Source organism: Mesorhizobium sp. CA16, from assembly GCF_020165175.1.
In the GTDB taxonomy this organism is placed as follows: Bacteria; Pseudomonadota; Alphaproteobacteria; order Rhizobiales; family Rhizobiaceae; genus Mesorhizobium.
In genome coordinates this window covers 177,630-203,994 of sequence record NZ_JAIUHP010000006.1, presented here as the reverse complement: position 1 = coordinate 203,994, position 26,365 = coordinate 177,630, and the positions used below count along the sequence as shown (strand labels likewise).

The 26,365-nt window shown below is 63.0% G+C and carries 25 protein-coding genes; 11 read left to right on the top strand and 14 right to left on the bottom strand.

Going from position 1 to position 26,365, the window contains the following annotated elements; translation table 11 throughout:
• Nucleotides 1–17 precede the first annotated feature (17 nt).
• From LB525_RS11795 to LB525_RS11785, 3 genes are all read left to right on the top strand, one after another.
• Nucleotides 18–749, top strand: a complete 732-nt coding sequence (locus tag LB525_RS11795) for an MBL fold metallo-hydrolase (protein ID WP_224529180.1) — start codon at nucleotides 18–20, stop codon at nucleotides 747–749.
• On the top strand, nucleotides 746–2,008 hold the full coding sequence (locus LB525_RS11790; protein ID WP_224544749.1) for an MFS transporter: 1,263 nt from the start codon (nucleotides 746–748) through the stop codon (nucleotides 2,006–2,008). The genes LB525_RS11795 and LB525_RS11790 overlap by 4 nt, the downstream gene beginning before the upstream one ends.
• A gap of 107 nt (nucleotides 2,009–2,115) precedes the next feature.
• Nucleotides 2,116–3,204 (top strand): acyltransferase family protein, encoded by a 1,089-nt coding sequence (locus tag LB525_RS11785; RefSeq protein ID WP_224544748.1) that lies wholly within the window; start codon nucleotides 2,116–2,118, stop codon nucleotides 3,202–3,204.
• 25 nt (nucleotides 3,205–3,229) lie between these two features.
• Here LB525_RS11785 and LB525_RS11780 read toward each other — a convergent pair whose 3' ends face one another.
• From LB525_RS11780 to LB525_RS11770, 3 genes are all read right to left on the bottom strand, one after another.
• On the bottom strand, nucleotides 3,230–3,871 hold the full coding sequence (locus tag LB525_RS11780; RefSeq protein WP_224544747.1) for a DUF5074 domain-containing protein: 642 nt from the start codon (nucleotides 3,869–3,871) through the stop codon (nucleotides 3,230–3,232).
• Between the two features lie 96 nt (nucleotides 3,872–3,967).
• Nucleotides 3,968–4,969: a zinc-dependent alcohol dehydrogenase family protein gene (locus LB525_RS11775; protein ID WP_224544746.1), complete on the bottom strand. Its 1,002-nt coding sequence runs from the start codon at nucleotides 4,967–4,969 to the stop codon at nucleotides 3,968–3,970.
• A 33-nt stretch (nucleotides 4,970–5,002) separates the two neighbouring features.
• A complete protein-coding gene (locus tag LB525_RS11770) occupies nucleotides 5,003–6,223 on the bottom strand; it encodes a helix-turn-helix domain-containing protein (RefSeq protein WP_224544745.1) in 1,221 nt (406 codons plus the stop codon).
• A gap of 120 nt (nucleotides 6,224–6,343) precedes the next feature.
• Between LB525_RS11770 and LB525_RS11765 the strand changes: the two genes are divergently transcribed.
• From LB525_RS11765 to LB525_RS11750, 4 genes are all read left to right on the top strand, one after another.
• Nucleotides 6,344–7,093 carry a DUF899 domain-containing protein gene (locus tag LB525_RS11765; protein ID WP_224544744.1) on the top strand — a complete coding sequence of 250 codons (750 nt, stop codon included), beginning with the start codon at nucleotides 6,344–6,346 and terminating at the stop codon, nucleotides 7,091–7,093.
• Between the two features lie 101 nt (nucleotides 7,094–7,194).
• Nucleotides 7,195–7,437, top strand: coding sequence for a hypothetical protein (locus tag LB525_RS11760; protein WP_411971019.1), 243 nt, complete (start codon nucleotides 7,195–7,197; stop codon nucleotides 7,435–7,437).
• A 119-nt stretch (nucleotides 7,438–7,556) separates the two neighbouring features.
• Nucleotides 7,557–8,615: an aminopeptidase gene (locus tag LB525_RS11755; protein WP_224544743.1), complete on the top strand. Its 1,059-nt coding sequence runs from the start codon at nucleotides 7,557–7,559 to the stop codon at nucleotides 8,613–8,615.
• Between the two features lie 38 nt (nucleotides 8,616–8,653).
• The gene (locus LB525_RS11750; RefSeq protein ID WP_224544742.1) at nucleotides 8,654–9,301 is read left to right on the top strand and encodes a class I SAM-dependent methyltransferase; all 648 of its coding nucleotides are present in this window, start codon (nucleotides 8,654–8,656) and stop codon (nucleotides 9,299–9,301) included.
• Between the two features lie 78 nt (nucleotides 9,302–9,379).
• Here the strand turns inward: LB525_RS11750 and LB525_RS11745 are convergent, their stop codons facing one another.
• A complete protein-coding gene (locus tag LB525_RS11745; protein ID WP_224544741.1) occupies nucleotides 9,380–10,312 on the bottom strand; it encodes an AraC family transcriptional regulator in 933 nt (310 codons plus the stop codon).
• 75 nt (nucleotides 10,313–10,387) lie between these two features.
• Here LB525_RS11745 and LB525_RS11740 point away from each other — a divergent pair, with 75 nt between their 5' ends.
• The 3 genes from LB525_RS11740 to LB525_RS11730 all read left to right on the top strand — a co-directional run bounded on the left by LB525_RS11740 (nucleotide 10,388) and on the right by LB525_RS11730 (nucleotide 13,657).
• Nucleotides 10,388–11,215 carry an oxidoreductase gene (locus LB525_RS11740; protein ID WP_224544740.1) on the top strand — a complete coding sequence of 276 codons (828 nt, stop codon included), beginning with the start codon at nucleotides 10,388–10,390 and terminating at the stop codon, nucleotides 11,213–11,215.
• Between the two features lie 150 nt (nucleotides 11,216–11,365).
• Nucleotides 11,366–12,826 (top strand): phospholipase D-like domain-containing protein, encoded by a 1,461-nt coding sequence (locus LB525_RS11735; RefSeq protein WP_224544739.1) that lies wholly within the window; start codon nucleotides 11,366–11,368, stop codon nucleotides 12,824–12,826.
• A gap of 24 nt (nucleotides 12,827–12,850) precedes the next feature.
• On the top strand, nucleotides 12,851–13,657 hold the full coding sequence (locus tag LB525_RS11730) for an endonuclease/exonuclease/phosphatase family protein (RefSeq protein WP_181170758.1): 807 nt from the start codon (nucleotides 12,851–12,853) through the stop codon (nucleotides 13,655–13,657).
• 12 nt (nucleotides 13,658–13,669) lie between these two features.
• On the opposite strand, the gene LB525_RS11725 is transcribed toward LB525_RS11730, so the two are convergent.
• The 8 genes from LB525_RS11725 to LB525_RS11690 form a co-directional block, all read right to left on the bottom strand.
• Nucleotides 13,670–15,628, bottom strand: coding sequence for a glycoside hydrolase family 127 protein (locus LB525_RS11725; protein WP_224544738.1), 1,959 nt, complete (start codon nucleotides 15,626–15,628; stop codon nucleotides 13,670–13,672).
• An 18-nt stretch (nucleotides 15,629–15,646) separates the two neighbouring features.
• Nucleotides 15,647–16,504, bottom strand: coding sequence for a carbohydrate ABC transporter permease (locus LB525_RS11720; protein ID WP_224544737.1), 858 nt, complete (start codon nucleotides 16,502–16,504; stop codon nucleotides 15,647–15,649).
• Nucleotides 16,504–17,424 carry a carbohydrate ABC transporter permease gene (locus LB525_RS11715; protein WP_224544736.1) on the bottom strand — a complete coding sequence of 307 codons (921 nt, stop codon included), beginning with the start codon at nucleotides 17,422–17,424 and terminating at the stop codon, nucleotides 16,504–16,506. Before LB525_RS11715 ends, LB525_RS11720 begins: the two co-directional genes overlap by 1 nt.
• 339 nt (nucleotides 17,425–17,763) lie before the next feature.
• Nucleotides 17,764–19,011, bottom strand: a complete 1,248-nt coding sequence (locus LB525_RS11710) for an ABC transporter substrate-binding protein (protein ID WP_224544735.1) — start codon at nucleotides 19,009–19,011, stop codon at nucleotides 17,764–17,766.
• A 75-nt stretch (nucleotides 19,012–19,086) separates the two neighbouring features.
• Nucleotides 19,087–20,136 carry a LacI family DNA-binding transcriptional regulator gene (locus tag LB525_RS11705; protein WP_224544734.1) on the bottom strand — a complete coding sequence of 350 codons (1,050 nt, stop codon included), beginning with the start codon at nucleotides 20,134–20,136 and terminating at the stop codon, nucleotides 19,087–19,089.
• A gap of 208 nt (nucleotides 20,137–20,344) precedes the next feature.
• The gene (locus LB525_RS11700; protein ID WP_224544733.1) at nucleotides 20,345–22,432 is read right to left on the bottom strand and encodes a DEAD/DEAH box helicase; all 2,088 of its coding nucleotides are present in this window, start codon (nucleotides 22,430–22,432) and stop codon (nucleotides 20,345–20,347) included.
• Entirely contained in the window at nucleotides 22,429–23,277 is an 849-nt protein-coding gene (locus LB525_RS11695; protein ID WP_224544732.1) for a DUF1837 domain-containing protein, read from the bottom strand. Before LB525_RS11695 ends, LB525_RS11700 begins: the two co-directional genes overlap by 4 nt.
• A 168-nt stretch (nucleotides 23,278–23,445) precedes the next feature.
• Nucleotides 23,446–23,652 (bottom strand): hypothetical protein, encoded by a 207-nt coding sequence (locus tag LB525_RS11690; protein ID WP_224544731.1) that lies wholly within the window; start codon nucleotides 23,650–23,652, stop codon nucleotides 23,446–23,448.
• Here LB525_RS11690 and LB525_RS11685 point away from each other — a divergent pair.
• Nucleotides 23,566–23,853, top strand: a complete 288-nt coding sequence (locus tag LB525_RS11685; RefSeq protein ID WP_224544801.1) for an Hpt domain-containing protein — start codon at nucleotides 23,566–23,568, stop codon at nucleotides 23,851–23,853. The two genes, LB525_RS11690 and LB525_RS11685, sit on opposite strands and share 87 nt — an antisense overlap.
• Before the next feature lie 50 nt (nucleotides 23,854–23,903).
• Here the strand turns inward: LB525_RS11685 and LB525_RS11680 are convergent, their stop codons facing one another.
• Nucleotides 23,904–25,331, bottom strand: a complete 1,428-nt coding sequence (locus LB525_RS11680; protein WP_224544730.1) for a glycosyltransferase family 2 protein — start codon at nucleotides 25,329–25,331, stop codon at nucleotides 23,904–23,906.
• On the bottom strand, nucleotides 25,328–26,365 hold the full coding sequence (locus LB525_RS11675; RefSeq protein WP_224544729.1) for a HEAT repeat domain-containing protein: 1,038 nt from the start codon (nucleotides 26,363–26,365) through the stop codon (nucleotides 25,328–25,330). The genes LB525_RS11680 and LB525_RS11675 overlap by 4 nt, the downstream gene beginning before the upstream one ends.

The window sequence follows — 26,365 nt, the reverse complement described above, 5'->3', positions numbered from 1 at the left end:
GTTCGGAGGAAAAAGCGATGATTCTCAGGCAGTTCCTGCACAACGATCCGGTTGCCGCCTCCTATCTGTTCGGCTGCGGCGGCAAGGCTTCCGCGGCCGTGGTCGACCCGGTCGGCGACATCGCGCCGTATGTCGATGCGGCGCGCGCGACCGGCATGCGCATCCTCTATGTCGTCGACACGCATATCCATGCCGACCACATCTCGGCCGGACGCTCGCTGGCCGAGGCGACGGGCGCGGAATACGTGCTGTTCGAAGGGGCCGAAGCAGGATTCCCGTTCCGGCGTGTCAAGGATGGCGAGGTGCTCGAGCTCGGCAATGTCACGGTGACGGTCTTGCATACACCGGGCCATACGCCGGAGCATCTGAGCCTGTTGGTCACCGACCGGACGCGGTCGGCCGAGCCTTGGTTCGTGCTCACCGGGCACACGCTGATGGTCGGCGATCTCGGCCGCACCGAGCTTGCTTCAAGCGTCGAGGACGGGGCGCGTGCGCTTTATGCCAGCGTGCGCCGCCTGAAGGAGTTGCCCGATCATATCGAGGTGCTGCCCGGCGCCTATTCGGGCTCGGTCTGCGGCCGCTCGCTGAGCGGTAAGCCTACGTCGACCATCGGCTTCGAGCGGCGCTTCAACAAGGCGTTCCGCATCGAGGACGAGGGTGAGTTCGTCGCAGCCATGACCGCCGACATCCCTCCCCCGCCGCCGCAGGCCGCCCGGACCCGGGCCGTCAACGCCGGAGCGAAATCTTGAACATAGCGGCATCCGCCGTCGCGCTCGGTCTCAAGGCCAACTGGAAGCAGTTTTCGCTCCTGGTGCTGATCAATGCCTTTGTCGGCGGCATGGTCGGCATCGAGCGGACCGTGGTGCCGCTGATCGGCGCGGAGGAGTTTGGCGTGGCGTCGACCACGCTGGTCGTCTCCTTCATTGTCAGCTTCGGCGTGGTCAAGGCTTGCGCCAACCTTGTCTCCGGCCAGCTTGCCGACAGATGGGGCCGCAAGCGCGTCCTGATCCTCGGCTGGCTGTTCGGGCTGCCGGTGCCCTTCATCATCATCTGGGCGCCGAGCTGGGGCTGGATCGTCGCCGCCAACGCGCTGCTCGGCATCAACCAGGGCTTCGCCTGGTCGATGACCGTGATCATGAAGGTCGACCTGGTCGGACCGAAGTCGCGCGGGCTCGCCGTAGGCCTCAACGAGTTCGCCGGCTACCTCGCCGTCGGCGTCACCGCTTTCCTGACCGGCTATCTGGCGAGCCGCTACGGCTTTCGTCCCGTGCCGATCTATCTCGGCGTCGGCTACGCGATCCTGGGTGCGGCGCTGTCGATCCTGCTCGTGCGCGACACGCGCGAGCATCTGCGGCTGGAACTGGCCAACCATCCAAGACAAGCTTCCCCGCTCAGCTTCCGCGAGATCTTCATGCTGACCACGTTCGGGGATCGCAATCTGTTCGCCGCATCGCAGGCCGGCCTGGTGAACAATCTGAACGACGGCATGAGCTGGGGGCTGTTTCCGCTCTTCTTCGTTGCCAATGGGCTCGGCATCGAGCGCATCGGCATTCTCAAGGCGGTCTATCCGGCGGTGTGGGGCATCCTCCAGGTCGCGACCGGGCCGTTGAGCGACCGCTGGGGCCGCAAGGGGCTGATCGTCGCCGGCATGTGGGTGCAGGCGGCGGGGCTTCTCACCACCGCCATGACGCGCGAATTCGGCTGGTGGCTGCTGGCCAGCCTTTTGCTCGGCCTCGGCACGGCAATGGTCTATCCGTGCCTGATCGCGGCGGTGTCGGACGCATCGCACCCTTCCTGGCGGGCGCGCTCGCTCAGCGTCTATCGCTTCTGGCGCGACCTCGGCTATGCGATCGGGGCGCTGTCCGCCGGCCTGATCGCCGACTTCTTCGGCTTCGTTGCGGCGATCGCGGCCATTGCCGCATTGACCTTCCTGTCGGGCGCGATCGTCGCGGTGACGATGCGCGAGCCGCGTTCTGCCACCGTGGTTCCGACATCGGGCGATCGTTGAGACCGCCTCGGAAACGAAGGCCGTGTTTACGTTAATGGAAGCTTGATGCTGCGCGGGATGTGCCTGTCCGCTACAATCTGAACAGGTACATTTCCTCGAGATCGATCATGAGCAACCCGAACCGCATGCCGTGGGTGGATACGGCAAAAGGTCTTTCCATCATCCTGGTGGTGATGATGTATGCCGCCTACAACACCGGTGAATACACCGGCGGCGTCGGCTTCCTGCATTATGTCATCAGCTTCGCGACACCGTTCCGCATGCCGGAATTCTTCCTGATCTCGGGCCTGTTCCTGTCGCAGGTGATCGACCGGCCATGGCGGCGCTATATCGACCGCCGCGTCGTCCACTACCTCTATTTCTACGTGCTTTGGGCGATCATCTCGATCGGGCTGAAGATCGGCATCTTCAGCCGCGACCCCGCCGCCATGCTGCATGATCTCGCAATGGCCGCCGTCCAGCCATACGGCGTGTTGTGGTTCATCTACATGCTGGCGGTGTTCGGGATCGTCATCCGCGTGCTGCGCGAGCTTCGCGTGCCGCACTGGGTCGTCATCTTGGCTGCCGCTGCGCTGCAGATGTGGGCGCCGAAGCCGGACAGCTACGCGCTTGAGCAGTTCGCGGCCTATTTCGTGTTCTTCTACCTCGGCTTCGTGCTCGCGCCGCTGATATTCCGGCTGGTGGAGTGGACGCAGGCACGGCCGGCGATCGCCGTTCTCGGCCTGCTCGCCTGGGCGATCGTCAACGGCCTGCTCGTCTATTCGCCGGGCTATGCGATGCAGCCGGTCGGCATGCAGATGGGACTGGCGGCATGGCCGCCGCTGCATCTGTCGCTTGCCGTCGCCGGCGCCGTGGCGCTCTGCGTTGCCGGCGGTTTCCTGTCGAAATTCGCTTCCATGGAATGGCTGCGCTGGCTCGGCGAGCATTCGCTGGTCGTCTATGTCGCCTTCACCATCCCGATGTCGATCTTCCGGGGCGTCATGCTGGCGAGCGGCCTCCTCACCGATACCGGCATGCTCAGCCTGACGGTGCTGCTGGTCTCGGTCATAAGCCCGGTGGTGCTCTACTTCATCGTCCAGCGCGTCGGCTTCGGCACCTTCCTGTTCGAGCGGCCGGCCTGGGCGCATTTCGACAGGCCGACAGCCGCCAAGGCCTCCAGCAAGCCCATGACCCGGCCGGCACGCGAGGCGGCCTGACCGGGCCGCCCGTTCCGGCCATCCGTTATTTGCTAGCGTCGTATCCCGGCCGGCGCACGGCCGTGATCTTGCCGCTGCTGCCGCCGCCGCAGAAGAAGCAGCCGTCGCCATCGGATTCCAGTCCCGACACACCTGAGGGCATCGCTACTTCCTGCAGCACGTCACCCGTCTCGGGATCGATGCGCAGCAGATCGCCCTCCTCACCTTCCCAAGTGGCATGCCAGAGTTCGCCGTCGATCCAGGTGACGCCGGTGACGACGCGTTTCGACTCGATGCTACGGATCACCTCACCCGTTTCAGGATTGATCTGGTGGATCTTATGGGCCCTGTATTCGCCGACCCAGAGCGAACCTTCGGCCCAGGCCATACCTGAATCGCCGCCATTGCCCGGTGCGGGAATGGTGGCGACGACCTCGCCGGTCTTGGGGTCGACCTTGTGAATGCGGTCCTCGGCGATCTGGTAGAGGTGCTCGCCGTCGAAAGCGGTTCCGGCATGCGAGGCGACGTCGATCGATTGCACGATGGTGCCACTCTCCGGGTCGAGGGCCTTCAACTTGTCGCCGGTGGCAAACCAGACATTCTTGCCATCGTAGGTGACGCCATTGACGCGCTCGGCGTCCGGAAAGGGTCCATATTCGCGCAGGATCTCGGCAGCGGCTCTTTTCATCTTCCAATCCTCATCGGTCTCTTGTGTCAGCTTCGACTTTAGCCGCTCTGCTGCAAACCTGGGAGCAACAACACAGTCGGGAATTTATGAACCGCCTCAAAGCTCGATGCAGACCTTGCCGAAATGCTTCTGGCTCTCATACGCCCGGAAAGCCGAGGCAATATCGCGCAGCGGAAAGCTGCGGCCGATAACAGGCCTCAGGCCGTTAGCCGTTATCGCCCGGATCATATCTTCCTGGTCAGCTCTGCTGCCGATGGAAATTCCATTGATGCGGATCTGATTGGAAAACAGCGCCGGGATCGACACTTCTGCGGCAAAGCCGGTCAACACGCCGATCAGCGCGATGTGGCCGCCCATCCTGCAGGCCGTTATCGACTGCGCCAGCGTGCCGGGGCCGCCGACCTCGACCACGTGATCGACACCGCGTCCATCGGTCAGGTCCCTGGCCTTCCGGCCCCAGTCCGGCACGGCCTTGTAATTGATAAGATGATCGGCGCCGAGCCGCCTGAGCTTTTCGAGCTTTTCATCGGAGGAAGATGTCGCGATGACACGGGCGCCCGCCATCTTGGCGAACTGCAGCGCGAACAACGACACGCTGCCCGCGCCGAGGACCAGCACCGTATCGCCAGCCCTCACCTGACCGCACACCACCAGTGCCCTCCAGGCGGTTACCCCGGCGCAACTGAGTGTAGCCGCCTCCACATGGGTGTAACCCGCCGGCGCCTTCGTGAAAGCATGCCACGGCATTGAGGCATATTCCCTTGCATAGCCATCGACATCATCGCCCAGTTCGCCCTGCTTGGTGGCGGGCGTAGCCTCGCCACCCAGCCAATTGGGCCAATAGCAGCTGACAACGGCATCGCCGGTCTCAAATGCGTCCACGCCCTCTCCGACGGCAATCACCTCGCCAGCACCATCGGACAGCGGAATGCCGTCAGCACAGGGCTTCTTGCCCGTTGCAACCATGCTGTCGTGGAAGTTCAGCGAGCATGCCCGGATTCGGACCAGCAACTCGCCCGGTCCGGGCTCGGGCCGATCCTCCTCGACCAACGAGAGTTGTTCCAGGCCGCCGGGCGCTCTTAATCTGATCAGTTTCATGACGTCTCTCCCTCGATGCCGAGTACCGGCAAACTAGTCGCTCGGCAGCGGACCGGGGAGTAACAAGACAGTCGGGAATCCGGTGACCGGCGGCATCATCCAGCGGCGCGCCCGGCCGCGGCCCACCGCCTGCACCTTGTGCTCGGCCGACAACTGCTCCAGCGCCCGCTGCACGGTGCGCGCGCTGGCGCCAAGCGCGATCGCCAGCGCCGAGCTCGACCAGGCCTCGCCATCGGTCAGGAAGGCAAGCACCGCGCCATGCTCATCCTCGACAGGCGGCGCCAGCACGACGATCTCGGCGGCGTTCAGCGGCGTCAACGCAAAGCCGCCGGCGGTCGCATTGATCTCGGCCAAGCCGGCGAGCTCGGCGCGCAGCCGTCCCAACTCGACCCTCAGCCGTGCGCGATGCGATTCATCGGCATGCCTCGCCCGGAAGGCGCGCCTCAGCAATGTCTCACGCGAGGCATCCGCCGGCCAGGTTTCGGCGAGCGTGCGCGCCAGCGCAAACAGTACCGGCCGGGTCGCCAGCGAGACCACGGCGCCGCCTTCGCGCACGACGTTGCGGCAAGCATCGATGACCAGCGCGCCGGACCCCAACAGCGCCTCGACCTCGTCGAGCAGCAACTCTTTCTCCGCGCCGCGCGCGATCAGCCGGCCCACCGGCGTGTTCAGCACCAGGGACGCCGCTTCGATTTCGGCCTTCAATGCCGGGATGTTGGCTTGATAGGCGGCAAGCGATGCGCGGCCGAATGCCGAGCGCGCCGCCTTTGTCCTCAGGCGCCGGACGGCGATGCCGGCCGCGGCCAGTTCATGCGCGACGCGCGCCACCGGCGGCAGCGGCGTCGGATCGAAGTCCGCAAGCAGGCGCTCGGCCTCGTCGAGGCGGCCGACCAGGATGAGGCGGCGCGCCTCGAGGCTGCCGGCATAGGCGGCGTTCAGCCGGTCGCCATGCGCGGCGAGCGTCGCGCGGGCGGACCGCAGCGCCTTCTCTGGCCAGCCGAGGTCGCGCGAGACCAGCGCGATCTCGGCCTCGGCGACGACGCAGCGGGCGCGCGCCACCGCTTCCCTCGGACTGAAGGCGCGGGCGGCGTCCTTCAGCAGCGCCTTGGCCTTGGCGAAATCGCCGAGCTGCGCCATCGCGATGCCGCGCAGGGCCAGCGCCGGCGCGTCGTCGCGCAGCGCGACGCGCTTCAAGGCGCCGAGCGGATCGCCCGCGGCGAGCGCGCGGCCGGCGGCATTGATCAGCGAATCCATGCCACCGTCTCAGCGCCCGCCGCAGCAAATCGCGTCACACTTGTAACTCTCACCATCGCAGTGCGCTGTCCTATGTCTGTCCTCGTCACCCCAACCAAACCCAAGAACGGGACAAGAGCAATGACCCAACATATGAAGACACCGCCGGTCGTTTCGCAGGAAGCGTGGGAAGGCGCCTATGAAGAGATGCTCGTGAAGGAAAAGGCGCTCACCCGCGCCCGCGACGCTTTGGCCGCCGAACGCCGCCGCATGCCGTGGATGGAAGTCAAGAAGGACTATGTGTTCGAAGGTCCGAACGGCAAGATGAGCCTGCTCGACCTCTTCGAAGGCCGCCGCCAGCTCGTCGTCTACCGCGCCTTCTTCGAGCCCGGCGTCTATGGCTGGCCAGAACATGCGTGCCGCGGCTGCTCGCTCGGTGCCGACCAGGTCGGCAACCTCGCCCATCTCAACGCCCGCGACACCACGCTTGTCTATGCCTCGCGCGCGCCGCAGGCCGACATCCAGCGGCTGAAGCAGCGGATGGACTGGAAGATGCCCTGGTACACCATCACCGACAGCTGGGATAAGGATTTCGGCGTCGACGAATGGCACGGCCACAACGTCTTCATCCATGACGGCAAGCGCATCTTCCGCACTTATTTCGTCAACAACCGCGGCGACGAAGCCTTTGGCACCGTCTGGAGCTATCTCGACGTCACCCCGCTCGGCCGCCAGGAGGTATGGGAGGATTCGCCCGAGGGCTATCCGCAGACCCAGACCTACAAATGGTGGAACTGGCACGACAATTACGGGGAAGGCGCCGCCCCCGACCAGAGATGGGTCGAGGTCTCGGATGCCGGCGAAGCGGCGTTCCGCAACAAGAACGCCTGAGCGTGAAGCGGTTCCGGCGACGCAAACCGCGCCGCCGGAGCCGATCGCCTCGCGCTTGTTCCAACGGGCTCGAACCCTGCCCGCATCAGAAGGTGGATATCATGAGCATCGACAATCCTGCCCCTCGCCCAAACGGCCTGATCGGCTTGGGCCTCGCCGACTGGCTTTGCCTCGCCGCGACGCCGACCTTCGCCACGATGGCGCTGCTCACGGCGGCCCATGGCGGCGAGGACATGATGTGCATGTCGGGCGCCTCGGCGCTCGGCGGCATGGTGCCGATGTATCTGTTGATGGCAGCGTTCCATCTGGCGCCGTGGCTGCGGCTGGCGGCGCGGCGGGGGTGATGGCCGCTCAGCAATCTAAGGTCCGACCCTGCCCCTCCAGGTCTTGACGAAAATAGGCGCGCCTGAGACACGGGAGCAGACATTTGCTCCATGGGAGACGGGCAGGCGGTGGGCAAGCTGTGAAGCGCGTTTTTCGATTGCTTGCCGCGGCGATCCTGGCGTCCGGCGTGACTGGATGCACCAGCATTTCCTACTATGCGCAGTCGTTGGAGGGCCATGTCGAGATCATGGCCGCGCGCAAGAACGTTGGAAGACTTATCCGCGATCCGTCGACGCCACAGGCGTTGCGCGCCAAATTGACCTCCGCCAGCGCCATACGCCGCTTTGCCACGGAAGAGCTGGCGCTGCCCGATAACAACAGCTACCGCAGTTATGTCGACGTCGGTCGAAACAATGTGACCTTGGCCGTGTTTGCTGCGCCGCAATTCTCGCTTGCGCCGATAACTTGGTGCTTTCCAGTCTTCGGCTGCGTTCCCTACAAGGGATATTTTTCGCGCAAAGACGCGCTCGAAAGTGCCGCTGAACTGCAGCGGCAGGGGCTGGACGTCTATGTGTCGGGCGTCACCGCATATTCCACGCTGGGCTGGTTCAGCGATCCGCTGCTCAGCACCATGCTGCGTCAGGAGGACACCTACCTCGCAAGCCTTATTTTCCATGAGCTGGCGCATCAGAAAGTCTATGTGAACGGCGACTCCGCATTCAACGAGGCTTTCGCGGTTTCCGTCGAAACCACCGGTACGAGGAAATGGCTCCGCGCCACCGGCAATCGCGCCGGATTGCGCAGCTACGAAATCGATCGCAAGCGCAAGGCCGGTTTTCTCGGACTGATATCGAAAACCCGGGATGAGCTGAGGCAGGTCTATGGAAGTCCCCGCAGCCCGCAGCAGATGGCGGCCGCCAAAGCAGCCGCCATCGACAGGCTGCGGATGCGCTACCGGCAAATGCGCGACAGGCGATGGGCTGGATACCGGGGATATGATGCCTGGTTTGATAGCCCTATCAACAACGCAAAGCTCGCCGCGACCGCTGTCTACGGCGAACAGGTCCCGGCGTTTCTTCGCTTGTTTGACTTGTGCTCCGGCGACTACCCGAGGTTCTACGCTTCTGTTCGACGGATCGGAAAGTTGCCCGCACCTTCCCGAGCCGAAGCGCTTAGAACCGTGGCTGCGTGCAATTGACCTTGTAAGGAATTCGGCACCCGGAGGCCGCGCGGACAATGTTGGACAATTATGAGGTGGACAGGTTCGGCGTGATCCACCAGATCGACTTCACACCGATCAAATACGACAAGAAATACATCTCCTATTATGAAGACCTGAGCGACCGGACCATCAAGCTCGGTTATCAGCGGCTTGGCTGGGTGCTTGGTATCACCGGCGAGATTCCTCGTTCCGTGCTGGAAATCGGATATGGCACGGGCACGTTCATCGAAGCCGCGAAGATAACCGGCGTCGCCGATTGCGCCGGCTGCGATATCGCCGAATTCCCACTGCCCAAGGGTGTCCGCTTCGTCGATTGGGATGAGGCGCTCGCCGGCGCCTGGGACCTCGTCGCCATGTTCGACGTGCTGGAGCACATCCCCGATCTCGGCTTCCTTTCCCGGCTTCAGGCCCGCCACCTGGCTGTCGCCGTCCCCTATTGCCGCTGGCGCGAGCTCGGCGCCGAGGGCGACGCGTGGTTCGCCAAATGGCGCATGCGTCTGCCCAACGAGCACCTGCATCATTTCGACCGCGGCTCGCTGGTGGCGCTCCTCGCGGCCAACGGTTTCGAGTGTGTGACGCTGAACTGCTTCGAGGACGGGATCAGGCTGCGGCCAGGAGAAGCAGGTCCGAACATTCTGTCGGGTTTTTTCAGGAAGCTTTAGGCGGGCGGCCTCGCCGATCGGCTCTAGCTCGTCGCGACACTGTTTCCGATCCATAACCCGCTGAGCGGCAATAGCGGACTATTCTTCCGGGGCGAGCTCGCCCAGATGGCGACGGACCCAGCTCATCTCCTCAGAAGCCGTGCGTCCAAAATGCCGCTTGAAGTCGCGGCTGAACTGAGCCGCGCTCGCATATCCGACCGAAGCCGCGACCTGAGCGATCGTTCCCTTGCGTGCGATCATCAGTCTTGCCTCGTGCAGCCGCATGGCTTTCACGTACTGCATCGGGCTGCTTCCGGTCATTTCCTTGAAATGAACGTGGTAAGAAGGCACGCTCATGCCTGCTTGTCCCGCGAGATCGGCGACCGAGATTTCGGCGCTGTAGTTTTCCCGCAGCCATGCGAGGCTCCGCACGATCCTTCCCGACCTGCCTCTTTGCCGCAAGGCAGCGATCATCGCGCCGCCCTGCGGGCCAATCAGGACCCGGTAATGGAGCTCGCGCAGAAGGCTCGATCCAAGAATGGCGGTCTCGGCGGGATTGCGAAGCGCCGTCAGCAGGCGCAGCAGGACATCCTCTATGTCGGACCCCATCCTGCTCGATACGAGACTTCGCGGCCGGTCGCTTCCTACAGCCGAATGCATCTCCAGCTGCGCGGCAATCTCGGCCGCAATCCGCATGTCGAACTCGACATAGACCGCAAGCAGCGGGCGATCGGGGCTGGCCGTGGACTCCATTCGAAACGGAACAGGAACCGACACCGCCAGATAATGGTCTTCATCGTACAGGTAGACCTCCCGTTCGAGGACGCCTCGCTTGCTTCCCTGCAGGACGAACACCGCGCCCGGTTCATAAAGTACCGGAACGTCGTGAAGCACCGCCTCGGTACAGAGCACGCGCACACCCTCGAGCGCGGTCGCATTATATCCAACGCGCTCGGCGATAGCTCCGGCCAACTCGACCAGCTTTCGTCTTAGCCCAACGTCCTCTCTGATAGGATTTGGCAATGTATTCATAGAAACCGCAATCGTGGACGCTATCGCACCATACTATTTGTCAAGCTGCACTCCATCAATGAAGGATCGCAGGCCATGGCAACAAAGACATTCTTCATCACCGGCGCCAATTCGGGCTTCGGCCTCGCCATCGCTTCCGCCGCTGTCCAGATGGGCCATACGGTCATTGGCACCATCCGCTCCGAGACGTCTCGCGCGGCGCTTGCCGGATCCCTCCCAGCGATCCGCACCGTCATCTGCGATGTCACGGAGTTCGACCGCGTGCCGGACGTCGTCGCGCAGGCGGAGGAAGAGCACGGGCCCGTCGACGTCCTGATCAACAATGCCGGCTATGGCCATGAGGGCGTGCTTGAAGAGTCGTCACTGGAAGAGATGCGGCGTCAATTCGATGTGAACGTCTTCGGCGCCGTGGCGGTCGCCAAGGCATTTCTTCCCAAGTTCCGCGAGCGACGCCGCGGCTTCATTGTCAACGTGACGTCGATGGGCGGCATGATAACAATGCCGGGCATCGCTTACTATTGCGGCAGCAAGTTCGCGCTCCAGGGCATATCGGAAGTGATGCGTTCGGAAATGGCCCCGTTCGGCGTACGCGTTACGGCGATATGCCCCGGCTCCTTCCGGACGGACTGGGCCGGGCGCTCCATGGTTCGAACCGAAAGGTCCATCGCGGATTACGATGCGCTGTTCGATCCGATCCGGGAGGCCCGACAGGCGAAAAGTGGCAAGCAACTTGGCGATCCGGACAAGCTTGCGACGGCCGTATTGGCCCTGGTCGAAACCGAAGCCCCGCCGCCGCAGCTTCTGCTTGGCAGCGACGCCCTCAAGCTCGTCTCCGAGCGAATCCAGCGGCTGCAGCAAGAGATCGATGCCTGGAAGGCCGTAACCGTCTCGACCGATGGCTGACCGCGTGGCGGCAAGGGCAAACGCGGGCACACCTGGCAAGCCTGACCTTGCCGGGTGTGCGGCCGGCGGCGACCATCGACGCCGCGCGGCTTTAGACCAGCCTAACCTCCCGCATTGCCTTCCGCGCCGGCTCGCACAATAGTCGGGCCGATGTTCGAGGCGATTGCGAGTCACTGGTCGACGCTTATCCTGATCCTGTCGCTGGCGATGGCGGCGGTGGGCATCGTGCATGCCATCATGACGAAGGAAGACGTGCGCGCGGCCACCGGCTGGGTGGGCGTGATGCTTCTGTCGCCTTTCCTCGGCGCGATCATCTACGCCATTGCCGGCATCAACCGGATCCGCCGCGCGACGATCAGCGCCATGCGGCCGGTCTCGCCCGAGGCCGCCGCCGCCAGGCATGACCGGGACGTCGCGCTGGAAGGCTTGATCAACGCCGAATTCGGCCAGCGTTTCACCGGGCTGAAGACGCTTGGCGACAGAGTGGCGCGGCGTCCGCTCACCTCGGGAAACACTATCGCCGTGCTCAAGACAGGCGACGAAGCCTATACGGCGATGTGCCGGGCGATCGATGCGGCGCAACGAAGCGTGCTTCTGGAAACCTATATTTTCGACAATGACGCGGTCGGGGCGCTTTTCGTCCAGTCGCTCGGCAACGCCGTCAAGCGCGGCGTCACCGTGCGCGTGCTGATCGACGCCGTCGGCGTACGCTACTCGGTGCCCAGCATCCTGAAGCAGCTCAGGGAGGCCGATGTCACCGTCGATCTCTTCAACGGCAACATCGTCATGGGCCTGAGACTTCCCTATGCCAATCTCAGGACCCACAGGAAGATACTGATTATCGACGGCACGGTGGCGTTCACGGGAGGCATGAACATCCGCAAGGGATTCTCGGCCGAGCTCGCCGGTTCCGGCAGTTCGCGGGACACGCATTTCGAGGTCACCGGGCCGGTGGTGGCGGATCTGTTCTCGGTGGCCGCCGAGGACTGGCGCTTCGCCGGCAACGAAGCCCTGAAGGACGGACCCTGGCAGGTCGAGCGTGTCGTGCCGCCGCCGGGGCAGCCGATGCTGGTGCGCGCGGTCGCGACCGGGCCGGACGCGTCCAACGAAACCAATCTCAAGTTGCTGATGGGTGCGTTTTCCGTCGCCCGCAAATCGATCCGCATCATGTCGCCCTATTTCCTGCCGGACCGGGAGTTCATCAGCGCGCTGACCACGGCCGGCCGGCGCGGCGTCGAAATCGACATCGTCGTGCCGGCGGTGAACAACCTCTTTCTCGTTGACCATGCGATGACGGCGCAGTTCGACCAGGTTTTGAAGCATTACTGCCGCGTCTGGCGCCATGAAGGTGCGTTCGACCATTCGAAGCTGATGGCGATCGACGGCGTGTGGGCCTATGTCGGCTCTTCCAATCTGGACGCCCGCTCGCTGCGGCTGAATTTCGAGATCGACTTGGAAGTGCTGGATAAAAACTTCGCCGCCGAGATCGACGCCCGCATCGCGGCCGCCATCTCCACCGCCCAGCCGGTGACGCTGCAGACGCTGAGGGCAAGGCCGTTTGCAATCCGCGTCTTCGACCGTTTGCTGTGGCTGGGATCGCCCTATCTTTAGAGCAGGAAATCGAGCATCGGGATCATGGAGATAGACGACATCAAAGGACGCAGCCTGCCTGAGACCGTGCTGCTCTCGATCCGCAGCAGAAGCGCGCGCAAGGCGAAGGCGACGCCGCGCAAGCGCGTCAACGACACGGAAATCGTCGTTGCCTCCTACAACGTCCACAAATGCATCGGCACCGACCGCAGATTCGACCCCGAACGGACGGCGCGCGTCATCCGCGAAATGAGCCCCGACGTGATCGCGCTGCAGGAGGCCGACAACCGCTTCGGCGACAGGGCCGGGCTGCTCGACCTGGCCCGCCTGGAGCTGGAAACGGGGCTGGTGCCAGTGCCGGTCAGCGGCAACGGCAAGGGGCATGGCTGGCGCGGCAATGTGCTGTTGTTCAAGCGCGGCACCGTGCGCGACGTCCACCAGCTCAAGCTGCCCGGACTGGAGCCGCGCGGCGCGCTGGTCGCCGAGATCGATCTCGACGAGAAACGATCGCTGCGCGTCATTGCCGCCCATCTCGGCCTGCTGCGCCGCTCGCGTTCGGAACAGGCCCGCGTCGTGCTCGACATCATGAGCAGCGCCGACGAGAGGCCGACGCTGCTTCTGGGCGACCTCAACGAATGGCGGCTCGGCAACCGCTCGGCACTGAACACGCTGCACACGACCTTCGGCCCGACGCCGGCGGTGCCGACTTTCCCATCCGGCCTGCCGGTGCTGGCACTCGACCGCATCATGGGCAACCGGCACGACCTGGTTTCAGGCGTCGAGGCGCATGACACGCCGCTGTCGCGCGTCGCCTCCGACCACCTGCCGCTGACGGCCTTCGTGCATCTTTGAGATAGGCCGCCTTCACCCTTCCCTCAGCCAGACCAGCATCTCGCCGGGATCGCGATTGTCCCAGGCAAAATACGGGACCGCCTTGAGCTTCGTTTCCTGCGTCACCGGCGGTTCGGAGCGGTAGAGATCGGCACCCCAGTTCTCGGTCTCGGCCCGGCAGCCGATGGCCGAGAGGGTGACGACGCCGCCGAGCAGGTTCGGTTCTTTGTGCGCCTCGAGCCTTGCCTCGCGCGGCAAGGCGATGCGATGCAGCCCGCCGCCATTGTCGGTTTCCTCGACGCAGTAGATCAGCGGGCCGCGGGTGAGCGCCACGCGGCCGATGTCCTGGTGCACCTGCGGATTGGCGAAGAGGCGCGCCATCGACATTTCGAGATCGAGCTCGACCTTGTCGCCCTTTTGCCATTCGCGGCGGAGCGCTGCATAGCCGTCGACCGTCGCGGCCTCCAGATCGACGAGCTTGCCGTTGACGCGCAACGCCGCCTTGCGGCACCAGGCGGGTATGCGCAGGTGAAGCGTGAACTCTACGGGCGCCTCCGGCCCGATCTCGATCGCAATCGCGCCGTCCCAGGGATAGCTGCTGGTCTGGACGAGCGTCACCTGCCGGCCGGTGATCTCGAAGCGGGCGCTCGAATCGCCATAGAGATGCACCGCCAGCGCATCGTCGGCTAGGCCGTAGAAATAGCTGCCGATGGAGGCCACCATGCGGCCGATATTGGGCGGGCAGCACGGGCAGCGGTGCCATTTCCAGCGGTGATGGCCGCCACGGCTCTCCAGCGGATTCTCGTAGAAGAATAGCGAGCCGTCGAGCGACAGGCCCGATATCGAGCCGTTGTAGAGGGCGCGTTCCATCATGTCGGCGTAGCGGGCGTTCGGACCCATGCCGAGCATGCGGCTTGCCCAGAACACCAGGCCGACCGAAGCGCAGGTCTCGGCATAGGCGGTCTCGTTGGGCAGGTCGTAGTCGTTGGTGAAGCCCTCATTGTCGGCCGACGGGCCGAGGCCGCCGGTGACGTAGAGGCTTTTGGTGGTGAGATCGTCCCAGAGCCGCTCGAGTGCCACCTTGAGCGTATCGTCGCCATATTCGGTGGCGATATCGGCCATGCCGGAATAGAGATACATCGCCCTCACCGCATGGCCGACGACCTTGTCCTGCTCGCGCACCGGCTTGTGTGACTGGTTGTATTCATAGGTCTTGAAGTGGAAATCCTTGGGGTCGGCGCCGCGCGCCAGCGCCTCCTCGTCGAAATAATGCGGCTGCTGACCGCGCTGGTCGATGAAATATTTCGCCAGCTTCATATATTTGTCGTTGCCTGTCGCGCGCGCGAGCTTGACCAGCGCCAGCTCGATCTCCTCATGGCCGCAATAGCCCTTCCGCTTGCCGGGCTCCGGGCCAAAAGTGTCGGCGATGTGGTCGGCATAGCGGCTCATGATGTCGAGCAGCTTGCGTTTGCCGGTCGCCTGAAAGTAAGCGACGGCGCCCTCGATCAGATGCCCGGCGCAGTAGAGCTCGTGGCAGTCGCGCAGGTTGGTCCAGCGCAGCCCGGGCTGGATGCGCTGGTACCAGCTCGAGAGATAGCCGTCCTCCTGCTGCAGCTTGCCGAACATGTCGATGACGGCGTCGATCTTCTTCTCGAGCTCGGGGTTGCGGCGCCGGTAGAGCGAATAGGCCGCGGTCTCGATGGTCTTGCCCCAATCAGAATCCCAGAACATCTGAGTCGTCACGGTGCGCGCGGTAAAACCGTCGCTGACATGGAAGGGGATGACGACGCCTGGCGACGGCACGTCCGGATCGATCTGCTCCAGCATGCGCGCCTCGACGCAGCGGTCGTAGAGGATCTCGGCGGTGCGCGTCGCGACCGCTTCGACACGGTCGCCCCAGAAGCCGCGGACATCGACCTGCGGCACTGGCAACGGCCGGAAGGCGAGCTGCGGCCTGGCGGAGGGCTGCGCGGCGGGCTGGGATGCGGTCATGATTTCACTCCATTCGAATTACTTGACGGCCCCGGCCATCAGGCCGCGGATGTAGAAGCGCTGCAGCGCCAGGAACAGGATCAGGCAAGGCACCATCATCACCGTGACGCCGGCCTGCACGGCGCCCCAGTCGATGGCGCCGAAGCGGCCGGACTGAAGCGCGGTCATCATCACCGGCAGAGTGAATTTGGACTGGTCGGTCATCAGCACCAGGGCCGCCAGGAACTCGTTCCAGGCGCCGAGGAAGGCGAACAGCGCGATGGTGACGACGCCCGGCCAGACCAGCGGCAGCATGACTTTGATCAGCATGGTGACGTTGTTGGCGCCATCCATGCGCGCGGCCTCCTCGATCTCGCGCGGCACGGCATCGAAGGCGTTGCGCATCATGAAGATCGAGAACGGCAGCTGCAGTGTGACATAGACGCAGACCAGGCCCGTCAGCGTGTTGTGCAGGCCGAGCTTCGTCAGCACCAGGAAGATCGGCGTCAGGATCGACTGGAACGGGATCATGATGGTCGACAGGATGAGGATGAAGAAGAAATCCCGGAACGGAAAGCGGAAGCGCGAGAAGCCGTAGCCGGCGAGCACGCTGACCAGCACCGAGAGCAGCACCGTCATCACCGAGACATAGATGCTGTTTTGGGCCGAGACCCAGAGCCCGTCGCCGAACGAGTTCAGCGTCTCGTAGTTCTCGATGGAGAAGCCGGTGGTCGGCCAGGGCGGCAGCGGCGGCTGGCGCGCTTCCTGCGCCGGCTTGAAGGTCGACAGCACCGTCCAGACGATCGGCGCCAGGAACAACACCGAGGCGATGATGCCGGTGGAATGCCTGGCGAGGCTGAAGCCGACTCTCCGCTTTTGCGACATCGCCTCGGCCATTAATCGAGCCCCTCGGGCTTGCGCAACAGCCAGAGCTGGATAAGGCTGAGCGCCACCAGGATAACCAGCAGCACCATCGAGAGCGCGGCGCCGTAACCGAGCTTGAACGAGACGAAGGACTGGTTGAAGATCCAGTAGACCGCCGTCAGCGTCTGGTTGCGCGGGCCGCCGCGCAGGATGATGTAGAACTGGTCGAAGGCGAGGATCGAACCCGCGACCGAGAGGATCAGCGCCAGCGCCAGCGTGCGGCGCATCAAGGGCAAGGTGATCGCCCGGAACCTCGCGAACGGCCCTGCCCCGTCGATGACCGCCGCCTCCTGCAGGTCCTGCGGGATCGATTGCAGGCCGGTCATTAGGATGATCATGGTGAAGCCGGCGACCTTCCACACCACCATGGCGATGATCGACCAGAAGGCCGGCTGGAAGGTGGCGAGCAGATTGACCTTCTTTTCGGTCAGGCCGAGGTCGTAAGCGGCCGGGCTGAACAGGCCGGAATCGACGTTGAGCAGCCAGGACCAGAGCAGGCTCGCCGAGGCGAAGCCGACCACCGCCGGCATGAAGAAGGCGGTGCGGTAGAGGTTGGTCAGCGGACGCGGTTTTTCGATGAAGATCGCCAGCGGGAAGGCGACGGCGAAGATCGCGATGGTGACGATCACCGTGTAGTAGAAGGTGAATTTCAGCGCATTCCAGAAGCGCGTGTCGCGCAGGATCGCGAAATAATTGTCGAGGCCGATGAAGGCATGCTCACCCATCAGCGGCCAATTGTGCAGCGACATCCAGGCGGTCATGCCGAGCGGGATGACGAAAAAGACGGTGACCAGGGCGACGGCCGGCAGGACATAGAGCAGGCCCACCCATTGCCGGCGGCTGACGCCGATGCGTGAGCGGGCGGGAGCGGAGGTTGCGGTGATGGCGGTCATGGCCGGGCTCCCCCTTCTCCCCTTGTGGGAGAAGGTGGATCGGCGCGTAGCGCCGAGACGGATGAGGGGTGTTCCAGGGAACGCCAACGCCTCACTCCGCTGGAACACCCCTCATCCGTCGCCTTCGGCGACACCTTCTCCCACAAGGGGAGAAGGGGGAGCGAACCTCGCGGCGCCTCAGATTGGATGCTGGTGAAAGTGAGCTTTCTCAACGCGTCAGTCCCAGTCTATTCAGCGATACAGTCCCCGGCCGCCCGGCCAGGGAGACGGGACGGGCGGCCGGTCAGAGCCTTGGCGGCGAAGCGTTGCGCTATCCTCGCCGCCGGGTGGCCCTGGTGTCTACTTGTTCGGCGCTTGGTCGATAATCGACTGCATCGTCTCCTGCGCGTTCTTGATGGCGCCATCGACATCGTCGCCGAAGAACACCTCGTTGATCATCTGCGTCCACGGCCCGTTGGCGGAGTTGATCAGGTCGTTGAACACCACCGAATAGGGCGTCCTGCCCTTGGCCATCGCTTCGGCCGCCACCTGGTAGCGCGGGTCGAGATCCTTCAGCGCGTCCTTGGCGATGTCGTTTCGCACCGGCAGGCTGCCATATTTGGCGAGGATGGTCTGGCCCTCCAGCGAATAGGCGAAGTCCAGGAACTCCTTCACCACGGCGATCTTCTTGGTGCCCTTGGTGACGACGAAATTGTCGCCGCCGGCAAAGGACGACCAGCCGCCATCCTTACCCGGCAGGAAGGTGATGCCGTAGTCGACGTCCGGGTATTGCGTGTTGAGCGCGCCGATGGCGAAAGCGCCGGACGGCGAGATGCCGATCTTGCCGCCGGCGAAGGCGGCGAAGAAATTGGCGCCGGTGTCGGTCTGCGCGCCCTCGGGCACCAGCCCCTTCTTGACCATCGAGCGATAGAGGTCGATCGCGCCGCGCAGTTGCGGGCTGTCGAGCGTCGCCTTCGAGCCGTCCTCGGACAGGATGTCGCCGCCCGAGGCCCAGATCAGCGGCGTGAAGGTGAAGATGTTGCAGCCGCCGCAATTGCCGGAGAAGTAGAAGCCCTTGATGTCGCCGCCGAGCGCGTTGACCTTCTCGGCGTCCGCCTCGATCTCGGCCCAGTTGGTCGGGCCCTTCTCAGGATCGAGCCCAGCCTGCTTGAACAGCTTCTTGTTCCAGATCAGCACCGAGGCGTCGGCCGAGAACGGCAGGCCGTAGATGCGGTCCTTATAGGTGCCGGTCTTCACATGCGCCGGCGACAGGCTGGCGAAATAGGGCAAGGATTTCGCCCAGTCGGTGATGTCTTCCAATTGGCCGGCGGCGGCGAAGGACGGCGTGTAGATCAGGTCGAGCGAGAGCGCGTCCGGCGCGGTGCCGCCGGCGGCGGCGGCGCCATATTTCGGGATGATCTCGGCATTGGGAATGATGTCGAGCTTGATCTGGTCCTTATGCGCCTTGTTGAAGGCATCGACGATGCGCGGCATGAAGTTCGAGCCGTCGGCGCGCACCCAGACGTTGGCGGTCTCGGCGGACGCCGCCTGCAGGCCGCCGCCGATGACGGCCGCGGCTAAAGCCAGCTTGGCAAACATGGTCTTCATTTTACTCCTCCTCATGGTTCTCCTCCCTGTTTTGGCCACGCCGCCCGGTCTAACCGGGCGCGTAGCCTTGTTGCTTCATTGCGGCGGACTGCCGCATGACTGACGCACCACCAGCCGGCACGGCAGTTTCCTGATGCCCGGCGCGGCCGGGTGGCCGTCGACGAGCGAAAGCAGGGCAAGCCCGGCCTCGCGGCCGAGGCTCGCCAGGTTCATGTCGATGGAAGTCAGCGGCGGGCGCGTCGCCTCGGCCACGATCTCCCAATTGTCGAAGCCGATGACGCCGACATCCTCGGGCACGCGGATACCGCGCTCACGCAGCGCATCGATGACGCCGCGGGCAATCTGGTCGTTGCCGCAGAAGACGGCGTCCGGCCATCCTTCCCTGCCCGCCTTGCCGAACAGTCTTGCCACCGCATCGCGGCCCCAGGCCTCCGACCAGGCGCCGAGCAGCGGCTCGGCTGTGGGCAAGCCGTTCTCCCTCAGGACGTCGCGATAAGCCTCGGCCCGCGCGTGCACCACGGCGAAGCTCGCCGGGCCGCTGACATGGGCGATGCGGCGGCGGCCGAGCCGCAAGAACTGCTCGACCGCCAGCCGCGCGCCGCCGGCATCGGCGGAGACGAGGCCGACCGCGCCGGGATCCGGCTGGGTGAAGGCGTAGACTACCGGGATGCGCAGGTTGGAGAGATCGACCGGCAGATGGCGGTCGATGCGTTTTCCGGTGGCGACGATGCCGTCGACGCGCTTGTCGAGCATGGCCTCGACATGCAGCTGGCCGAGCCGCTGGTCATCCTCGACATTGCACAGGAACACCGACACGCCCTTGTCGACCAGCGCATCCGAAACGCCGGCCATGAGCGGCAGCGAGAAGCGGCCATAGGTATCGTTGGTGAGCAGGCCGACGGTGAAGGAGCGCTTTCGCAACAGGCTCTGCGCCAGACTGTTCGGCCGGAAGCCGAGCAGCCGCGCCGTCTCGCGGATGCGCTCGCGCGTCTCCGCCGTCATCCGCCCCTGCCCGTTCAGCGCCTTCGACGCCGTCGCGACGCTGACGCCGGCCGCGGCGGCGACCTCGCGCAGCGTGACCGGCGGCTTGGCGGAAACTGGCGCTGGCTCGGCGTCGGCGGACATGGTTGCGGCGGATTCCCTTAGCTGGGAAAAGGTTTTCTCTTGCCGCCCAGCGCGGTGATGACGGATGAGGTCGACGAGCGCGGGGTGAGTTGGGAAAAGGTTTTCTCAGAGGAGATTAGAACGAGAAGGCTGATCGATGCAAGGACAAACTACCTTGACACCTACAAGCTAAAGACGACCCCGTCTGCGCTAGGCCGTCGTCGCAGAGCTAACGAGGCAACGCGTCAGTGATCCATTGCCTTTCCATCGGTGAAAGCAATTTGCTTTCATTGTTCGCGGCCGTCCGCAATCTTAGCCCGAGCGTAGTCACGCTGTCCCCAGTCCGAAGGAAACGTTCAGAGATTTGGATTGGCACACCCTGCTCCTCAAGGATCTTGAGAGGCTCAGCACGGAACCAGCGAGGAAGCTCAGCCAAAAGCAGCGCATAGCTGGCATCCTGATCAGGCGCCCGAGCTTTGACAAAGAGCTCCACTACAGCAAAGTACTCAGGCAAACTGTATTCTGCCGCCCTGAGAAATTTAAATACGTTGTCGATCTTCTGGGGTTCTCCACGGTAGGAGCTAGAATGCCAGTGATAAAACGCTCGCATTGTCGTATATTGCCGCAACTTGCTAATATACAATGTAAGCTGGCTGGCTGAACTGCACCCAAACGTTTGCGGCTTCTCGACGCTGCAAACCAAAGAGCAAAGCGCCTTTAGCTGATTATACGAAGGGCGACCGCTCCAAATCAAATCGGCTCGCGCCCGCATTGCTGCGGCAGTAGCTGCTCGCAGCCCGACTAATGTCTCAATTCCCAGACCCGAAAATCTCCGTATGTCAGATGGGTCTAGACCAACTCGTTGGGCCATATCCTGGACTCGATCCGATACGGAGGAAGAAACATCACCCTCTTCCATGTGAACGACGAACTCATCGGGTGCCTCATCAGGATCTCCGAACAATGGCGCAGTGACCTCGACATCCTCTCTATCGGGCGGTTCGTGGAAAAGGAAAACTTGGCCCACGTGGTGCTGGCCGAGTCTGCCCGCGCGGCCTCTAATATTGGAAAATGTGAAAAAATCGTACGGCCTATTAGCTATCGTCTTGTCATATATGAGAACCGATTTGGCAGCAGTATTCACTCCTTCAATAAGAGTCGACGTGCATATTAGAATTGGCAATTTCTTCTCGTTGAATAAGAAAACAAATCTCGATGCAAGTGACCGTGGAATGCGTCCGTGATGAACTCCCACACCGGCGGCAATAGCTTCGCTAAGCTCCCATTTGCCTCCATAGTTATCAACCATCCATCGAGACAGCGCCTGCCCGCTGCCCAGCTTCACCTTTCGCTCTACCAACCCGCTTGCAAGGCCGTTTGCTTTATCCGGCGAAGATACGAATACTAGTGCTGGCCAATTTGCGGCATTCTGTATTTCATAATAAAGCCGCGCATCTTTATCCGGCACTGACTTAAGATCTATTGTGTCGACCGCGACTGTTGAGAATCTTGTTCTCAAAAACTCGAATCCCCACCGACTCCCTTCCGCCGTGAGTACGTTTTCGATGTTTGGACCTAGAAAGAAAAACTGTTTCGCTCTTCCAAGTATTCTATATACCGCTGCATTGAGAGTTACAGCTCTTTCATCTTTTCTTTTTGGATCAAGTTTGTAGAATTCATCGACGACAGCAAGATCCAATGTCCCTAGATCATCACGATTGATGAGGCGCTCCTGGGTTCCAAGAAATATAACCCGCTCTCGTTCTGCCTTTTCGGAATGATGCATCAATACGTCAAAACGATCGCCAAACCGAGTCAACAACCGCCGCCGAAACTCATCCAGCAACGCAATGGTCGGCAGCACGATCGCCACACGTCTAAATTTTTCATGAAGGAGCAGCACGTCGATAAGTATGCTCTTGCCGAAACTTGTCGGAGCACTAAGGATCAAATTCTTGCCGGCAAGAAGGGTATGAAGAGCGGAAAGTTGTTCACGATGCAGGGTAATACCTAACGCCGGTACAGTCGCTCGTTCTGCCGCTAACTCGTCACGGGCCGCGGCTCGCCTTCGATCTACATAATTCCAAAGGCCGAGCGAGCGAGCGAGCGCACTAAACACCTCTCCGAAATTTTGAAGCTCCGGCTTGTTTGTCATCAATTCCGCCAGCCGCGGAACAACGGCCAAAAGTTCAGGGTCATCCAACTGCCCGGTTTGGATGCGGAATGACGCATCCTGAAGAATTGAAAAGACCTCGCCCTTCAGCTCACCCCCGTTCAATCCGTTCAGGCTACGCCAGTCCGTGTTACCGAGGCTCATTGCAAACCTTTGAGGCGCTTGTCGAAAGCCTCGACAAAGGCTTTCTTGCTTCCAAGTGGTATGTAGATTAACACGAACTTCAGATTCGCAGGCAGGCCACCAGCCGCCAGCTTGGCCTCCAGGGCCTCCAATTCAGCCATCGCCGCCTTTACATAGACTTCGTCATGCTTCTTCGCCAAGGAGACAGCTTTGCTGTCACATAATATGCCGACAGCGAACACTGCATTCTTAATTAACGTATCCAAGCTCTCTTGTTTGTTGAAAATCTTTATTATATCGTCGTACCTATAGGTATTTTTCGGTATTTGCGGCCCTAATATTATCTTTTGATTTGAAAGGAACCCTTCCCCTATGTGCTGTTTTATTGAAGCGATGGCATCAGCAATCGCTTGAGCACCAGACTTGTATAACTTGGACTCACCAAGCCAAATCTGAATAGACCCATCCTTAGGGAATTTAACGTGAACCATATCAAACGCTTTTATGACGTCGTTCGATGTGGATTTATAGAATACCCGGGGTGAAATAGGAATCGTTCCAAAGAAATCGCGGCAGACTGCATGCAGTGCGATTTCACCAGCCTCTCCGCGAGATGCATACTTTCCGCTGGTGTATACCCGCACGGCTGCTTGATTGAGTTTCACGAGTACGTTGCCATGATCCATCCGCAACTCCTCTTCCGGCAGAGCATAGTCGGGAAGCCACTCGGCCAAATGGAATGCAAATTGCTGACAGCGCCAGACCTCCAGCTCAAACCCAGCACAATAAAGCCGTGGATTTGTACCGCCGTTCTTAGCGTGAATTCGCGTCAAAAAGCGCTTAGGCTTCTGATCGTAGGTACCCAAGTATTCCCCCTGCCTACGAAAAGAAGGCACAATCTCGCAACATTTGCTAGGGGGATTTTACGCTAGTCGTTCAGTTACCCGGTTCGGCTCGACGCCGACCTGCCTCTCCACAAGTACGTTCCCTTTATGTTCTCGTTTGTACACTGTCCAGGCGCGAGTCGCTAGTTCTTATTTGGTCGCTACAAAACGCAACGCGGCCTTCTTGAGGAATGATATAGCTCTACCCACCATTCCACCCCACACACCTTTCTGCTTAAATACTGCCTCCACCACGCCGGAGCGCCGCCCATCCCGACCGACCCCTTCGCCCCTCTTCGCCAACGCTTCCTCACCCGCTGCGCCGATCAGCTCGCCGAGCTGAAGGCCATTGCGCATCAGGCCACTCCCCTGCCCGGCAACGACCCGCTGATCCGTCTCGCTCACTCCCTCGCCGGCGCCGCCGGCACGTTCGGCTTTGCGGAGATCAGCGCGCGGGCTTCCACGCTGGAGACGCTGCTTATCGAGCAGGCGGATGGCGCGAGCATGCGCGCGGCGCTCGATGCGCTTATCGCTGAGATCGAGCGAACGCTGGCCTGAGCTCCCGACCGGGGCTCACCTCCTTGCAGCGCTGTCGCCGCCCGCCACGCCTATTTCTTCGCGCCGCCGAGGCCGGTCCTGGTCATCTCGCCCCAGCCCTGATTGCCGCGCAAAAATTGCCAACAGCCTTTCACGCGCCAGAAATTGTTGAGCTGGCGGTAGCCGAAATTCTCGATCACGGCGGCGGCCGTCAGCACGGCGAGGTCCCTGGCGCGGGGGAAGCGCTGCAGCTCGGCCTCTTCGAGGATCAGCGAGCAGACGCTGACGCAGACGCCATAGGTGAAGATGAGGGCGGTGAAGGCCAGAAGATATTCGGCCGAAAGGATGCCGAGCAGCCAGAAGGCCGGGATCAGGACATAGCCCAGCACCTCGGCAACCGGTCCCAGCACGTCGACGATCAATATGTGGCCGAAGCCGAGGAAGCCGACTCGGCCATAGCGCGGGTTGAACAGCATCGAGCGGTAGCGGAAGAAGCATTCGAGCGCGCCGCGCTGCCAGCGCGAGCGCTGGCGGGCGAGCACGCTCAGCGTTTCCGGCGCCTCGGTCCAGCACACCGGCTCGGGAATGAACTGGATGCGGTATTTGCGCTTCCTGTCGCGCATATAGCGGTGCAGCTTGATGACGAGGTCGAGGTCCTCGCCCATCGAGCCCTTGGTGAAGCCGCCCACCGCCACCACTTCGGCGCGGCGGAACATGCCGAAGGCGCCGGACACCAGCATTAGCGTGTTGATGCTGCTCCAGGCCAGCCGCGCCATGAGGAAGGCGCGCAGATATTCGACCACCTGGAACAAAGGCAGTAGGCGGCGCGGAAGGTGGATCTCGCGCACCCTGCCCGCCTCGATCCTCGAGCCGTTGGCGATGCGGATCGTGCCGCCCACGGCGATGGTGCGCTCGGGGTCGTCGATGAAGGGCTGGGCGGCGCGCATCAGTGCGTCGGGCTCGAGGATGGAATCGCCATCGATGACGCAGAAGAGCGGCGCGCGGCAGACATTGATGCCGGCGTTCTGGGCATCGGCCTTGCCGCCATTTTCCTTGTCGACGACGAACAGCCGCTCGGTCATCGGCGAGGAATAGAGGCCGCGGATCGGCTGGTGCGCCAGCGCCTCCTCATAAGGGCGGTGGAACTTCACCAGCTTGAAAGCCTCGATCAGTCGCTGCAGCGTGTCGTCCTTCGAGCCGTCATTGATGACGACCACCTCGAAATTCGGATATTCGAGCGCCAGCATCGAATGGACGCTCTCGACCACGTTCAACGCCTCGTTATAGGCGGGCACCAAGAGCGCGATCGGCGGCGCGACGTCGCCATAGCGCTGCCACAGCAGCGCCGAGCGCGCCACCGGCGGGCGCTGGGACAGTGCGTAGCCGGCGACGACGAGCTGCAAAAGATAGATCGTCGTCTGCGCCAGCCCCGCCCCGATGATGAACCAGGACAGGATGGTGGCGGCAAGAACGACCTCGTGGCTCCAGTCGGCGATCATAGGGCCGGCCCCTCGGCAAGAATGAGCGAGGCGGTGCGCTGGCTGCGCGACACCTCGGCGGAAGCGATCTCGCGCAGCAGCCGCTCTCCCGGCTGCCCGAAGGAGCGCAGCGCGTTGGCGGCGGCATAGCGCACGGTCCAGACCTCGTCGTCCAACAGCGTGGACAGCGGCGCGGCAAGCTCGGGCAGGCCGAGACGGCCCGCGGATTCGGCGGCGGCGGCGCGCACGTCCCAGTCGTCGTTGGCCATGCCGCGCTTGAGGATGGCCGAGGCCTCGGCGTGCCCCGTCAGGCCCAGCGCCCGCAGCGCGGCGGCGGCAACCTCGGGCGCGCCATCGCCGGTCAGCCCGGCGAAGAAATCGGCGAAGCCGAAACCGCCGGCCCGCGCCAGCGCGTCGATCGCGGCCGCCCGGATGAAGGGCGAGGCGTCGACCCGCGACGCGTGTACCGCAAGCTCGTTGAAGCGCGAGCGCGGAAAGCGCCGGAACAGCTCGATCAGCCGCCGCGAGCGCTGCCCCGCCACGCCGATGAAGTCCAGCGCGGTGCCGAGCAGAGGCAGGCTGCCGAGATCGCAAAGCGCGATGGCGGCCGCGATCCTGACTTCGCGCGCGCGATCCTGGGCGAGTGCTGAAAGCAGGTTTGCCGACGCATCGTCCGAACCCAGCGCCGCCAGCATCTCGGCGGCGTGGATGCGTTCGGCGACGTTGCCTTTCCGCAGCTGCCTTGCGACACGGGCCGGCAGGCCGCATTCGTTGAAGGCGACAAGCACATCGTCCCTTTCCTCGCCGCGCAGCAGTGAAATGAACTCGAAGCCGGCGTCGATCGCCACGCCGGCCGGCACGCCAAGCACCGTCGCCTTCAACGCCTCGCGATCGCGGTTTTCAGTGAACGCGATCAGCGCGGTCAGAATCTGGCGCCGCTGCTCGGCCGCCGCCCTGCCCCGGCGCTCCTGCAGCACGCGGCGCGCGATCAGCAGCAGCATGATCACCAGGGACATCGCGCTGAGCAGTATCGACAGGTCCCAGATGTACCACAT

Bases quoted from the DNA above. Each gene is read 5' to 3' on its own strand.
- LB525_RS11745 (WP_224544741.1), bottom strand. From the start codon at position 10,312: ATGAATACATTGCCAAATCCTATCAGAGAGGACGTTGGGCTAAGACGA.
- LB525_RS11770 (WP_224544745.1), bottom strand. From the start codon at position 6,223: ATGGATTCGCTGATCAATGCCGCCGGCCGCGCGCTCGCCGCGGGCGAT.
- LB525_RS11765 (WP_224544744.1), top strand. From the start codon at position 6,344: ATGACCCAACATATGAAGACACCGCCGGTCGTTTCGCAGGAAGCGTGG.
- LB525_RS11740 (WP_224544740.1), top strand. From the start codon at position 10,388: ATGGCAACAAAGACATTCTTCATCACCGGCGCCAATTCGGGCTTCGGC.
- LB525_RS11780 (WP_224544747.1), bottom strand. From the start codon at position 3,871: ATGAAAAGAGCCGCTGCCGAGATCCTGCGCGAATATGGACCCTTTCCG.
- LB525_RS11760 (WP_411971019.1), top strand. From the start codon at position 7,195: ATGAGCATCGACAATCCTGCCCCTCGCCCAAACGGCCTGATCGGCTTG.
- LB525_RS11730 (WP_181170758.1), top strand. From the start codon at position 12,851: ATGGAGATAGACGACATCAAAGGACGCAGCCTGCCTGAGACCGTGCTG.
- LB525_RS11775 (WP_224544746.1), bottom strand. From the start codon at position 4,969: ATGAAACTGATCAGATTAAGAGCGCCCGGCGGCCTGGAACAACTCTCG.
- LB525_RS11750 (WP_224544742.1), top strand. From the start codon at position 8,654: ATGTTGGACAATTATGAGGTGGACAGGTTCGGCGTGATCCACCAGATC.
- LB525_RS11690 (WP_224544731.1), bottom strand. From the start codon at position 23,652: ATGCGCAATGGCCTTCAGCTCGGCGAGCTGATCGGCGCAGCGGGTGAG.
- LB525_RS11675 (WP_224544729.1), bottom strand. From the start codon at position 26,365: ATGTGGTACATCTGGGACCTGTCGATACTGCTCAGCGCGATGTCCCTG.
- LB525_RS11785 (WP_224544748.1), top strand. From the start codon at position 2,116: ATGAGCAACCCGAACCGCATGCCGTGGGTGGATACGGCAAAAGGTCTT.
- LB525_RS11700 (WP_224544733.1), bottom strand. From the start codon at position 22,432: ATGAGCCTCGGTAACACGGACTGGCGTAGCCTGAACGGATTGAACGGG.
- LB525_RS11795 (WP_224529180.1), top strand. From the start codon at position 18: ATGATTCTCAGGCAGTTCCTGCACAACGATCCGGTTGCCGCCTCCTAT.
- LB525_RS11705 (WP_224544734.1), bottom strand. From the start codon at position 20,136: ATGTCCGCCGACGCCGAGCCAGCGCCAGTTTCCGCCAAGCCGCCGGTC.
- LB525_RS11710 (WP_224544735.1), bottom strand. From the start codon at position 19,011: ATGAAGACCATGTTTGCCAAGCTGGCTTTAGCCGCGGCCGTCATCGGC.
- LB525_RS11715 (WP_224544736.1), bottom strand. From the start codon at position 17,424: ATGACCGCCATCACCGCAACCTCCGCTCCCGCCCGCTCACGCATCGGC.
- LB525_RS11725 (WP_224544738.1), bottom strand. From the start codon at position 15,628: ATGACCGCATCCCAGCCCGCCGCGCAGCCCTCCGCCAGGCCGCAGCTC.
- LB525_RS11720 (WP_224544737.1), bottom strand. From the start codon at position 16,504: ATGGCCGAGGCGATGTCGCAAAAGCGGAGAGTCGGCTTCAGCCTCGCC.
- LB525_RS11735 (WP_224544739.1), top strand. From the start codon at position 11,366: ATGTTCGAGGCGATTGCGAGTCACTGGTCGACGCTTATCCTGATCCTG.
- LB525_RS11680 (WP_224544730.1), bottom strand. From the start codon at position 25,331: ATGATCGCCGACTGGAGCCACGAGGTCGTTCTTGCCGCCACCATCCTG.